Origin of the sequence: Legionella bozemanae (assembly GCF_001648595.1) — a bacterium.
Taxonomy (GTDB): Bacteria; Pseudomonadota; Gammaproteobacteria; order Legionellales; family Legionellaceae; genus Legionella; species Legionella bozemanae.
This window is the reverse complement of sequence record NZ_LBAW01000016.1, coordinates 21,094-33,622: the sequence shown is the minus strand read 5'-3', so window position 1 is coordinate 33,622 and position 12,529 is coordinate 21,094. Positions and strand designations below refer to the sequence as shown.

Genomic DNA, 12,529 nt, shown 5'->3' with positions numbered 1-12,529 from the left:
CCTTATGCTGTTTCTTTAAAAAGTTCTCGTCCAATAAGCATTCTTCTGATTTCAGAAGTACCAGCCCCTATTTCATATAATTTTGCATCTCGCAGTAAACGTCCTGTGGGATACTCATTAATATATCCATTACCACCAAGAATTTGAATTGCTTGTAATGCCATTTGTGTTGCTCTTTCAGCCGTATATAAAATGACGCTTGCAGCATCTTTACGACTTACTATACCTTGATCACAAGCTCTGGCAATAGCATATAAATATGCTCTTGAGGCGCCCAGATCAGTGTACATATCTGCTAATTTACCCTGGATGAATTGAAATTCACCTATGGGTTGTTCAAATTGTTTTCGTTCATGTACATAAGGTAAAACAACATCCATACACGCTTGCATAATTCCTACTGGGCCTGACGCCAGAATGGTCCGTTCATAATCCAGTCCACTCATTAATACTTTAACACCTCGATTAACTTCACCCAAAACCTGTTCTGCTGGAACCTCACATTGTTCAAATACCAATTCGCAGGTATTTGAGCCACGCATTCCTAGCTTGTCGAGTTTTTGAGCTGTCTTGAAGCCTGGCATTCCTTTTTCAATTAGAAAGGCAGTGATTCCCTTGCTTGCAGCGTGTTTGTCTGTTTTGGCGTAAACAACCAGGACATCCGCATCAGGTCCATTGGTGATCCACATTTTGGTGCCGTTGAGAATATATTTGTTGCCTTCTGGACGAGCATGTAATTGCATACTGACTACATCGGATCCTGAATTGGACTCACTCATAGCCAGAGCTCCAACATATTCTCCACTAATAAGTTTAGGCAGATATTTTTGTTTTTGCGAATGCGTACCATTTAAATAAATCTGGTTGACACATAAATTGGAGTGAGCACCATAACTTAGGCCTACAGAGGCAGATGCTCGAGAAATTTCTTCCATCGCAATGACATGGGCAAGGTACCCCATATTGGCACCGCCATACTCTTCACTTACTGTAATTCCCAGTAAACCCATTGCCCCTAATTTTTTCCATAAATGATTGGGAAAACTATTGCTTTCGTCGATTTGAGCAGCAAGTGGAGCAATTTCAGCACGAGCAAATTGGTGGACACTGTCGCGCAACATGTCGTAAGTTTCCCCGAGTTGATAGTTCGGTCCTGTGTACATAGCTGGCTTCCTGTTGTTATAGCTACTTACCTGAACAAGAATTCTGAAGGCGCTTGAATTTAGCGTATCGTGATGTAGGGTAAGTAGTCTGTTGATTTTTACAAATGTGTTAGACTATACCCAATCAAATTAAAGATGCAAATAGAATTTCTCAGATCTTTTTTCGTATCAGGAAAATTAGGGGAATGATTTTATAATACTTCTTGACGGCAGAGTTCATAATTCGATTTTTAGTGAAGGCTAATTTTTATTCAATGGCGCTCAAATAGATAGATCTTTGTTTAATTTGAAAATATTTATTCCGTTTTTTTATATGGATCAACATTCGGCATCCAAAAAAACTCTTCTAAACTACTTATAATTAAGTTGATTGACTCATATGCTTTATTTATTTCATAATTCTTAAATCCTAATGCTATGCTCTTCTGAGCTTTTTTATTCATTTTAAACCCATAGGTAAGTGATCCAAAATTATTAATGTTTTTTTCAATTATTCGAAGATATTGTTGAATGCACGGCTGATGAAGTGGCCGATTTTATTAATTACATTGATCATAAAAGATGGTTAGATAAAGTCGTTATTGTTGTAACTGGGCATCATTTGGTTATGGGGAATCCGCTCTGTAACCAATTAAATGCAGAGCTGTCTTGCTCTATATAACACTCTATGGACAAGTCGCCGCACTACCTCTTAATTGAGTATTGCTCAACTATATTTTGCAAAAATACGTCCACTATTTCAAAGTGATTATTCCAGGTGGGAATTTTAAATGATTTCATACGTTCTAATTGCGCAACTCTCATCATGCTATGAGTTTGACTGTATTCTTCAATTAACTCCATCCATTTGAGAGTATCTAAAGGATCTATATATTCTGGAATATCCCCGGCAATTTCGCGAAAAACCGGAATATCGCTGGCAATGACCGGTGTTGCATAGGAAAGTGCCTCGATAAGGGGTAAACCGTAACCTTCAGTGAAGGATGGAAAAAGTAACGCTTGTGCATGATAAAGATAGGTTACCAACTTTTGATCTGGACAAGAGGGTTCCTCGATAATAAAAGGCTTTATTTGTTTACAGTGATCTAATAAATCAAGCACTTGCCCACATCTCCAGCCTCTTTTCCCAAGAATGACGAGTTTTGGGGTGCGTATTGAAAAACGTTCTACTAAACGTCGCCAAATATGTAACAGTGCTAAATGATTTTTTCTGCCTTCTATAGTTGAAATCACTACAAAATAAGGTTCATGAATAAATCGAGCTTCAGGTGAAATATTGAGTGGTAAACCTGAAGCAAGAGGCGCAGCAATGGTTGGAGGTATCTGTTTTTGCATACCTAAATAGTAGGAGCATAAATTATCTAATGTATTTTTAGAGTTGGTAATGATGCCAGCACTCTGCATGGAATTGTGTAGGTACTGAACATGTCTATTTATTTTTTTGGTATCACTATACTCTGCATAGTAGAGGGGAATAAGGTCATGTACCATAGATACAATAGGTATGTTTAAATGGTGAAAAAGATTAAAATTGTGAGGATATTGGTCTATATGTAAGAAAATACTTCCGTCCAAGTCCTGATGTTTGCGTTGAAAAAGCATAAATTTTGTTATGATTGACTGCTTGATTGTCGATGAATGTTCAGCGCAATGAAGCAAATAATCAAATAAAAAATTTGAAGCTTTTTGAGAATAAATACAATTAATACCTGGATATCGCACAAATGCCCGAGCGCTCTCTTTATAATATTTCATATAGGCTAACAGAACACGATCTACTCCAGTCCCTGAGTAGCGTCCAGTTATTAATGTGCCCAACATTCTTGTTATATCGAGAATTAATTTCATCTATATCTGCAATAAATTAAGATTGGCTCGCAAGAAATCGAGAGTATTTTGCCCATTTTTCTTGATTTCCATGTTCATCGAGTATTTGGTCATAGTACTTTTTTCTAATACGAATAAAATTATCCAAAGTGGATAATCCCATCCCGTTACAGACTTCAATTCGAATATCAAATAGGTTATAAATTTTATCCCACGAGAGGTCAAATGGATTCAGCGGATAATAACTTACTGCGTATTCCGAATCGCAAGCGGATTTCATGAGATTTAACGTATGCTGAGAGGGAATATTATTGCCAATAAATAATAGGCGTTTGCAATCCCGCTTATGATATCTAGAAATTATCATGCTGTTAGAAGTAAAGCGTGCAAAGTTAGATGAATGAGTTAATGTTTGGAGCCAAGCTTTATGCTTTTTATGAAATAGGATAATATTTTTTTCATATAAGGTGCGGGCGTATCCTTTTTTAGTTGCGCTGCCTCCTTCAATGTGACCAACAACGATTCGTGGCTCATAGATTACTTTGAATCCGGCCTGATTTACCATTAAACCATAATCACAGTCTTCGCAGTAAGCGGGTGAATAGATTACATCAAACCCCCCTAGACTTTGAAATAAATGTCTTGGAGTGAGTAAAAATAAACCGGAACAGTAGTCCACATGTCTTTGAAAGTTAACCTCAAAAATATCAGGTTTTTTACCACGCCCATATTGCAGAATCCCTTTTTGCGTTATAACCACGCCTGCTTCTTGGAGTAACCCATCGGGAAGAATGATTTTACCTCCGACAACTCCAATTTTTTTGTCACGATTCAGTGTCTTTAATGCAATAGCAAAAGCATCTGTATTTAATTGCCAGATGTCATTGTTAAGAAATAACAAGTTCTTGCCCTTTGCGATTTGGGCTCCTTGATTAGCGGCCTGGAGAAATCCAAGATTTTGAGAGTTTTTTACAACTAAAACATTACTACAACACTCTAAAAGTTGATGGGTTGAATCACTGGAAGCATTATCAATAATAATCACTTCAAACGTTATATTTTTTTGCTGTTGCAATAAACGCAGACACTCCAGAGTAAATTGCGCTTGATTGTAAAGGACTAAAATAACGGAAATTTCGGGTTCGTTAGCTAATGGAAATTCGATTTTTTCGTTTCTTAAAAAGAATAGGTTTAAATGATCATGTAATTTTGAGATTAATTTTTTTCTTTTATAGGAGTCAACATACTTTTGAGAAATTTTTTTAAAAATAAAATTTTTTTCTATAAATTTTAAAAATCGTTCCATGTGATTGGTCTTATCCTTTAATCACTATATAGTGATATTTCTTAAAAATATAATCTTTTAAAATTATAAAGCATTTTGCTTCCAGCGAATATATGTTAGTTAATATAAGATTCAAAGCGATTTAAAATTGCATCTACTGGTTTTGAGGGAAGTAAATGCGAGCATTTGATTAGCATGTGTAAAGGCCAGGGAAAGACAATGTACGTTTTATTTTTTAGTAATCCTTTTTGGATGATTTTAGCCGCTTTCTCGCTTGATATTAAAAAGGGCTTAGGTCCTGTGAGTTTGTCAGACATATCTGTTTTAATGTAGCCAGGACAAATTACATTGACATGAATTTGATATCGAATAAGCCAAGCTCGTAAAGACTGACCGTATACATGAAGTGCTGCTTTGCTCGCACAATAGCTTGGGGACTGGGGTAATCCTCGTAAACCGGCAATTGAACCCATCATGGCTATTTGCCCTTTTTTTCTTTCTATCATTCTATGAATTAATGGATTAACTGTATTCATAGTCCCTTGCAAGTTAATGGCAAAAACTTGATTGATATCTTCTTCCTTTTCTGGTTGCCAATTCGCTTGCAATGTTGAAGAGACTCCTGCATTGGCAATCAGCAAATCAATAGGCATTTTACTGTCAACATCAATAATAAATTCCTTTAACGAGTTTGCATCGCGGACATCAATGCTTTCATAAATCGTATTTGCTCCTTGTTCTTGGCAATGTTGGGCAACATGCGTTAGTTTTTTGAGATCTCTTGCGATTAAAATTAAATTTACATTAGGCATTGCATAACGAAATGCTATTTGTTCTCCTATACCACGACTCGCACCTGTAATTAATATTGTTTTTTTATTCATTTGAGTTATGTCCTTGTACATATATTCGATTCTGCAAGGTGCAGAGACAATCCGATTTTGCAATTATTTAATCCTAAATATTTAGGAAATTACAATAGATGTATATGATCGATGAATAACATACAAGCTTAACAAATCAGTGCTACTCAATTAGATGACGGTTTTATAATTGTTTGTTATTATCTTACCCTAATAGGATCGTCATTGCTTATTGTTACAAAATCGAATCATTTTATATGTTTAACTGGATTTAATCATGATAAAAGAAAAATCTCGGACCTGGCAAAAAGTTTCAATGCTTCTGGGCAGTTTTTTTGCAACGTATAGTCCATTTCCTGCGGGATTTTATACAATAAATTCTTTAGTGTTAGCAATGATCGCAATTTTTTGCTCTTATTGTCATTACTATGTTGCAGCTATTTTACTATTTCTCTTAGCTGGTATTTTTGATGTGATAGATGGCTCTGTAGCACGGGCTCGTAACAAGGCATCGAGTTTAGGTGCATTTGTTGATGGAACAATTGATAGGTTCGTGGATTTTGCTATTATTTTTTCCTATTTCTTTTGTGAAATTAAAGCCTTCTATTTAAGCTTGGATCAATTAATCTGTATTACTTCTTTTGTGGTCATTTTACCATCATTTATAGTTGCTTACGCTAATCATCGCGGTGCAGTATCCGATGATAATGAGACCTTAATTTGGCGTGTTATGAATCGTGGAGAAATGCTGTTTTTTATGATAGGTATTTTGATTACTTCTTTGTTTAGTGCTTATTGGGCAGGAGTTTTACTGATTTTTTTAATTTTCCTCTCAACACTTACAATAATACAAACGATTTTTTTGACTATTTATCATGCTAATAAACATACATCGATGTGAGTAATTTGCAAATAACACACCAAGAATTCTAGATTATTACCTTAGGATTAAATCATGTTAGCAGTAAATTCATTGGTTATTATATATGTCATTATTTCGACCTTTCTTTTAGTAATATCTAACCCTAAACAAAAGAAATTACGTCTCTTTTATATATATGCGAATTGCCTCATTATATTATGGGAAGCTTTGCCCTTTTTAAAACAGATCGATTCAAACCCTTTAAAAATCTTATATGATTGGTCTCCTTTATTGCTTTTAATCCTGTTGCACCGGGAAACTGAGATATTAACGTCTGCACTTAATAAAGTGCATTATGATGAAAAAATCATAGATTTTGAAAAAAGACATTTCAAATGGGTGATGAGTTTTCATCATAATAATCGAGCAAACTCACTCTTTCTCTCTGAGTTTCTCCATTTATGTTATTTAAGCTTTTATTTACTGATTTATGGGGTACCCCTATTTTTTTATCTTAGACAAGAATTTGTGTCATTCTATGAATGTCAATTTGTTATCTTATTATTACTTTTTTCTTGTTTTTTAACCCATAGTATCATTCCAGCTTGTGGTCCTCGTAATATTTTTGAGAAAATTAAAGATCATCGTAGCCAAGGCTTATTTTTTCGAATAACTCATAAATTATTGCAAGATGGTTCAACCACAGGTACTGCGTTTCCAAGTGGTCATACAGGGTTATCTTCTGCTATTTTATTAACAACATGGTCTATAAATCCTCTGCTTTTTTATTTCATTTTACCCTTTGGAGTAGGGCTAATAATTAGTACAATTTATGGAAGATTTCATTATGTTATTGATATGATATTTGGATTTTTGTATGCATTAATTGCTTTTTTTATAACAACATCACTAGTATCATTTTATTAATCTATCTAATAAATTCAATATAAACGCAGCACGGGGATGCGTTATCCCGCCGTGAATGTTAGTGTATTCTGTATCAAAGCATTCTATTTTCATTAGGAACAATTTGCTAATTGAGCCGACTTATAAAAGTGCCATTGCATGAGCTTTGTGTAGTAGTAAACTTTAGATAATTTCAATTCTTCTTCATTTTCTAAGTCTCGTCCCTTTCCAACTAATGTTTTTGAGCTATCTTGCCAAGGATAAAATACATAATGGTTATTTTGAAATAAAGCGATTCCTTCAGGAAACATAATAGCAGAAACGTTATAGCCAAATTCTAAATCAACAGGAGTTAATGATAATAAATTATTACCCGCGTTAAGGTAACTCGCTTCTGATAAGGACAGTTCATATAAGGTTGGAAAAATGTCTTTATGAGAACCGATTCGCTTAGGATCATATTTAATATTGATTCGATACTCTTGGGGAATGTGTAAATAAAATGGCACCGTGAATTTTAGTCCTAATGTTGCTTCATCTTTATAATGGCCGCTGATTTCTCTTTGATTATGATCCCCTGAAGCAGCAATTATGGTTTTAGTGGCGAGAGTACTCTTGTCAATGTTTTGAATAAAATCACCTAAAGCATCGTTTGCATAGCGATAAGTTGAAGCGATTTGATTAAGCACTTCCGGGTTAATATCTACATAGTTGTGTATGCTCTTCGATAGTTTAATTGGTTTAAGTTTATAATGAGAAGGTAATGTATATGGTGGATGATTGGTTACTGTATTCATATAGATAAAAATAGGTTTGTGTTCACTATCTGCCTTTTTTAATAAGTAAAAGGCATATTGATACATATACTCATCATAAACCCCCCAATCTTCTTGTTCTGCATTAGGATATTTTTTCAATATTGACTCATAGCCAATAACATGTTGAAAGCCCTGTTCAGGTAAAAAATTTTTGAGATTGAGAAAGTTTTCTGAACCAGAAGTTAAAAAAACTGTTTCATATCCTGCTTCTCTAAATGGTTTTGCTACGGAGGAAGAGACTAAATTTGGACAGTTTAGTGCTGAGAAAGAGGAGTTGAATGAATTAAACATTAAATAGAGTAGCGATTGAGAAGTAGAATTTCCCCCTTGTAAAAAATTTTTAAAAACAAAATCTTGTTGAAAATATGGTGAAAGTTTGCCTAATAATTCGTTGTTTTTATTATCAAATTGTAAAAAATGCCGACCAAAGCTTTCCATTTGCACAAAAATAACATTGGGTTGCGGATGTGTTACTGAAAACTGTTTTTTTGTCGTTTTGGTATATAAATCATTAATTGAAAACTGCGATAATGAGGTATTTTGGTTAAACAAAGCATTATATAAGTCCAATGCTTCTTTATCATTTATTGTCGCTAAAATAGATTTTGAAGATTGTCGCTCTTTATATGCATCATATAAAGCAGCAACTCCATTTTCAATAAATTGATTGTTACCCAAGCCATCATGATAAAGGCCATATCCTCCAATGGAACAACGCATAGCGGAAATGTAAATTAAAAGGGATAAAAAAATAAAAATTATTTTTTTGAAAAAGCCATAATTTAAATTTATTTTTCGAATGTGTTTTTCTATTTTTAATAAGCATAAGTAAATAAGGATTGCGGATATCCCAAGTAAGACAGTGATTATTAAAATTGGGTATGCTTTTTTAATGTATGCTAATGTTGCATTAGCTTGTCCATCCAAAATAAGAAAAAAATTAGTTCCTATACGGGTCCCAAAATATTGGTAATAAAAAAAATTAAGTACATTGATTATTAATACCAACTCAATAAGCACTGCTCCCAAAATGCAATTGATTGTAATTTGTCGTTTCTTAAAATATAAAAAAATTAATCCAATAAAAATAAACGGGCAAAATAAAAATGCCGATGCTTGCAAATCATATAAAAAGCCCAGTCCATATAATATACCAATATCTTGAGGAGAATATGAAGCAGATATAGATGAATCAAAAGAATAAAAAAACATGGTTGTTCGAGTCAACATGCAGATTAAAATACATAATGCAATGTAACTCCAAACCCGTGCATATAATTTTACATAATTTAGAAACCAAGAGTCATTCAAATTTTGCATTTCCATCTTGTCTCGATAAATGAGAGATGCTAGTTCGTAATCGCTTACAATTTTATTCTGAGCATTATATTTTATCATCGGCTCCTAGCTGGGATCCCTCCCTAGGTTCGAATGATGTATCCCGCGAACAATAATTTAGACTTCTTGTTCTTCTAAACTAGGTATGTGGCTTTTACTATTTATATTGAGTTCTCGCTTAACTTTTTTCTCAAAAAGGACATTATTTCTCAATAAATTAACAATGCTATAGATTTGTTCTTTTGTATGTAAACAATTCATAAATAATCTTACTCTTGCTAAATTTTTTTCTACTGCAGGATAAATAATAGGCAAAGCTAAAATGTGATTTTCTTTTAAGTAATGGCTAAGTTGAATTGCTGCTGAGTCTTCGCCGACCACAATTGGAATAATTGGCGTGTTATTGCTTAATCCTGTTGGAATGTTTTGCTCTTTTAATAAAGACAATAACAGTGTATGCCTATCACGCAGCGTACTTACTCGGTGCGGTTCTTTCTTCATTACCTCAATCGCTGCTAATGCAGCGGCAGTATTTGCCGGTGATATGCCTGCTGAATAAACAAAACCAGCAGAAGTATACCTAAGATTTTCAATTAATTCATGAGTGCCCGCTATGTAACCTCCACAGCTTGCAAATGCTTTACTTAATGTTCCCATCCAAATATCTATATCTTTGGAATCTAAATTATAATATTCACGAATGCCTTTGCCTGTTTCTCCTAACACACCTATAGAATGTGCTTCATCTATCATTAAAAAAGCATTAAATTTCTTTTTAATGGTAATAAGATTGGGAACATCAGCAATATCTCCATCCATGCTAAAAATCCCTTCTGTCACAATTAATACTTTTCTATATTGATCGCGATATTTTTCAAGAAAATCAGCGAGGAATTGATGATTATTATGTAGAAAGGCAACACGTTCAGCTCCTGAAAACACAGCAGCTTGAATAATACTATTATGTGCGAGTTCATCATGAATAATAAGATCATTTTTGCCAAACAAATGAGTAATAATAGTAATGTTGGTTGAATATCCGGCAGGGAACACGAGACAATCTTCTGTACCGATTAAACCAGCAATTGCTTTTTCTAATTCTCCATGAAGTGATTTTTCACCTGAAACGAGACGGCTGGCAGAAACAGAAGTCCCCAGTTTTTTTACTGCAGCAATGACTGCCTCGGTAACACTCGGCTCTCCAGATAAACCTAAATAATTATAACTGGAATAATTAACATAGGATTTGCCATCAATTACGGTCGTATTACTGGATATACCTTCATTAATATTAAAATAAATGCTTTTTAACTTTTTAATAAAATCATTGTCTAATTTGGGGTCAGTATTTTGTGCTAGGCTTTGCAACCCAAATGTTAATGGGGGATCAAGAAGCTTAATTGGCTCATTAGTCTTTGAGAGCTTATTAACTACTGAGTTGTTGACTAAGAGTCCTGTAATTTTAGTGTTTTTGTTCCATTTTAAATCTTCGGTAGGGGTAGTTTCCGATAAAAAAGTGATGAGTTGATTTAAAGTATATTGTTCAAATAAAGGCAATAATTCGAATTGCTTACCTATTGTGCTCTGCAAATCATTTGACAATTCGACTGCTGCAATTGAATTAATACCCAGAGTAGTGATTGATTTTTCATAATCGTACTCAGATAGTGTCATGTTGAGGCGTCGCATTAACCAATCGCTAAGCCATTTTTTTATCTCCGTTGACGTTGAATTTAAAGAAATGGTATTGGTTTTATTTTCGGAATTGTTATTCCAGTGTGCAACACTTTGCAGCGTTTTTTCAAGGAAAGCCTTACGCGCAAGCCAGCGTTGGATTTTTCCACTTGACGTTTTAGGTAAAGTATAAGGTTTAATTAAAACGATGGAATAAGGCACCAATCCAAATTGGTCTAAGAGAATGGCGCGAATATCAGAAAACAGTAAGTCGTGTTCACCACGATTTATCGCTTCACGTTTGACCTCTTGTAACACAATTAATTCTTGTCTGTTTTCCACTTCTATGGTGAATGCAGCTGCACCTAGAGATTCAAATTTTTCATGATTTAGGGTAATTGCTTGTTCAATATCTTGTGGATAATAATTCTTACCCTGCATGATCATCAAATCTTTGATTCGACCTGTAACGTATAAATTGCCATGGTTCATAAAACCTAGATCACCTGTTCTTAAATATAAGCTATCTGAAATATTAGGTAACTGGTTTTCAAAAGTGGCTTTAGAGAGTTCCGCTTTATTCCAATAGCCTTTTGCGATACTTGGTCCACTTGCCCAGATTTCACCTACAGTTCCCTCAGGTAGCTCATTTAATGAATTAGGCTCGACAATGCGAATAGAATGATTTGTGAGACAATTACCACAGTTTATTATATGCACACTAGGAGTATCTACTGATTCTGATGCAATAGATATTTTTCCTAATTCAAAATCTAATTTGTTTAACTTTAAGGAAGTATTAGGCGCATTATATTGTTTTGCGGTTAGCATTAAGGTTGCTTCAGCAAGACCATAACATGGATAGATCGCTTGCGGAGATAGGCCTGCAATAGCAAATTTATTAATAAATTTCTGAATAGAATCAAATTGAATAGGCTCAGAACCATTGTATATACAACGCAGAGAACTCAGATCTAATTGAGTTATTTGAACAGGCGAAATTTTCTTGACACAAAAATCAAAAGCAAAATTGGGGACACATGTAAGTGTAATTCGTTCTTGAGAAATAATTTCTAACCAGCGTATTGGAGAATGCAAAAAGTAAGCTGGTGGCATTAAGATGAGCTCAAACCTTTTATATAATGAAGTAAGTATACAACCAATTAAGCCCATATCATGATATGGCGGCAACCATGAGCAAACTTTGTCTCGCTCGCTTTCCATAGATGGAGTAAAACTAAGTATTCCCTTAATGTTTGCAATAAGATTTAAATGGCTGATTAATACACCCTTGGGGGTGCTTGTAGATCCCGATGTATATTGCAAAAAAGCGATTTTGCTTGGGGTAATAGGAAAGCAGTGCTTCCCAATTACTTCTTTGCCTATTGAGTCAATGTCAATAACAGTGTAATCCGTAAACTCTGGGGCGAGAGTTTGGTTAGTAATTACAAATTTTGCCTGCGAATCATCAAGAATAGAAAGAACTCGATTTTTATGCTGATTTTTTCTAGGTGGATAGACAGGAACAGCAATTACACCCGCATACAGACACGCAAAAAAGGCAACAATATAGTCTAATCCTGGTGGCAACAAAATGACAGCACGTTCATCGTAATAAGAATCATGTTGTTGCAATATCTGAGCTAATCGACATGCTTGTTGATCAAATTCTTTATAAGTCAGTGTTTCACAACTTTTTTGTGTCATAAATTTAATAGCGATACTATCAGGATAATCTTTTGCATGTCCTTGTAGAGCATCAACGATTGAAATAAAGTCTTGCATTAAATGTT

At 34.3% G+C, this 12,529-nt stretch carries 9 protein-coding genes; 2 read left to right on the top strand and 7 right to left on the bottom strand.

The window, feature by feature from the left end; all coding sequences use genetic code 11:
* Positions 1-2 precede the first annotated feature (2 nt).
* From A8O27_RS12265 to A8O27_RS12250, 5 genes are all read right to left on the bottom strand, one after another.
* Positions 3-1,163: an isovaleryl-CoA dehydrogenase gene (locus A8O27_RS12265; protein ID WP_058459126.1), complete on the bottom strand. Its 1,161-nt coding sequence runs from the start codon at positions 1,161-1,163 to the stop codon at positions 3-5.
* A gap of 296 nt (positions 1,164-1,459) precedes the next feature.
* Positions 1,460-1,606, bottom strand: a complete 147-nt coding sequence (locus A8O27_RS18785; RefSeq protein ID WP_154669244.1) for a hypothetical protein — start codon at positions 1,604-1,606, stop codon at positions 1,460-1,462.
* A gap of 241 nt (positions 1,607-1,847) precedes the next feature.
* Positions 1,848-3,011 carry a glycosyltransferase family 4 protein gene (locus tag A8O27_RS12260; RefSeq protein WP_058459127.1) on the bottom strand — a complete coding sequence of 388 codons (1,164 nt, stop codon included), beginning with the start codon at positions 3,009-3,011 and terminating at the stop codon, positions 1,848-1,850.
* A 16-nt stretch (positions 3,012-3,027) separates the two neighbouring features.
* Positions 3,028-4,296, bottom strand: a complete 1,269-nt coding sequence (locus A8O27_RS12255) for a glycosyltransferase family 2 protein (RefSeq protein ID WP_058459128.1) — start codon at positions 4,294-4,296, stop codon at positions 3,028-3,030.
* Positions 4,297-4,391: 95 nt separating this feature from the next.
* Positions 4,392-5,159: an SDR family NAD(P)-dependent oxidoreductase gene (locus A8O27_RS12250; protein ID WP_058459129.1), complete on the bottom strand. Its 768-nt coding sequence runs from the start codon at positions 5,157-5,159 to the stop codon at positions 4,392-4,394.
* Positions 5,160-5,415: 256 nt separating this feature from the next.
* Here A8O27_RS12250 and A8O27_RS12245 point away from each other — a divergent pair, with 256 nt between their 5' ends.
* Together A8O27_RS12245 and A8O27_RS12240 are read left to right on the top strand one after the other, a co-directional pair.
* Positions 5,416-6,039: a CDP-alcohol phosphatidyltransferase family protein gene (locus A8O27_RS12245; RefSeq protein WP_058459130.1), complete on the top strand. Its 624-nt coding sequence runs from the start codon at positions 5,416-5,418 to the stop codon at positions 6,037-6,039.
* A 54-nt stretch (positions 6,040-6,093) separates the two neighbouring features.
* The gene (locus tag A8O27_RS12240; RefSeq protein WP_058459131.1) at positions 6,094-6,927 is read left to right on the top strand and encodes a phosphatase PAP2 family protein; all 834 of its coding nucleotides are present in this window, start codon (positions 6,094-6,096) and stop codon (positions 6,925-6,927) included.
* A gap of 92 nt (positions 6,928-7,019) precedes the next feature.
* On the opposite strand, the gene A8O27_RS12235 is transcribed toward A8O27_RS12240, so the two are convergent.
* Positions 7,020-9,122 carry an LTA synthase family protein gene (locus tag A8O27_RS12235; RefSeq protein ID WP_058459132.1) on the bottom strand — a complete coding sequence of 701 codons (2,103 nt, stop codon included), beginning with the start codon at positions 9,120-9,122 and terminating at the stop codon, positions 7,020-7,022.
* A gap of 57 nt (positions 9,123-9,179) precedes the next feature.
* Positions 9,180-12,521 (bottom strand): aminotransferase class I/II-fold pyridoxal phosphate-dependent enzyme, encoded by a 3,342-nt coding sequence (locus A8O27_RS12230; protein ID WP_058459133.1) that lies wholly within the window; start codon positions 12,519-12,521, stop codon positions 9,180-9,182.
* Between the last annotated feature and the right edge of the window lie 8 nt (positions 12,522-12,529).

What these genes read in the sequence shown, in the direction of transcription:
- A8O27_RS12265 (WP_058459126.1), bottom strand. Translation starts at nt 1,163, where the DNA reads ATGTACACAGGACCGAACTATCAACTCGGGGAAACTTACGACATGTTG.
- A8O27_RS18785 (WP_154669244.1), bottom strand. Translation starts at nt 1,606, where the DNA reads ATGAATAAAAAAGCTCAGAAGAGCATAGCATTAGGATTTAAGAATTAT.
- A8O27_RS12260 (WP_058459127.1), bottom strand. Translation starts at nt 3,011, where the DNA reads ATGAAATTAATTCTCGATATAACAAGAATGTTGGGCACATTAATAACT.
- A8O27_RS12255 (WP_058459128.1), bottom strand. Translation starts at nt 4,296, where the DNA reads ATGGAACGATTTTTAAAATTTATAGAAAAAAATTTTATTTTTAAAAAA.
- A8O27_RS12250 (WP_058459129.1), bottom strand. Translation starts at nt 5,159, where the DNA reads ATGAATAAAAAAACAATATTAATTACAGGTGCGAGTCGTGGTATAGGA.
- A8O27_RS12245 (WP_058459130.1), top strand. Translation starts at nt 5,416, where the DNA reads ATGATAAAAGAAAAATCTCGGACCTGGCAAAAAGTTTCAATGCTTCTG.
- A8O27_RS12240 (WP_058459131.1), top strand. Translation starts at nt 6,094, where the DNA reads ATGTTAGCAGTAAATTCATTGGTTATTATATATGTCATTATTTCGACC.
- A8O27_RS12235 (WP_058459132.1), bottom strand. Translation starts at nt 9,122, where the DNA reads ATGATAAAATATAATGCTCAGAATAAAATTGTAAGCGATTACGAACTA.
- A8O27_RS12230 (WP_058459133.1), bottom strand. Translation starts at nt 12,521, where the DNA reads ATGCAAGACTTTATTTCAATCGTTGATGCTCTACAAGGACATGCAAAA.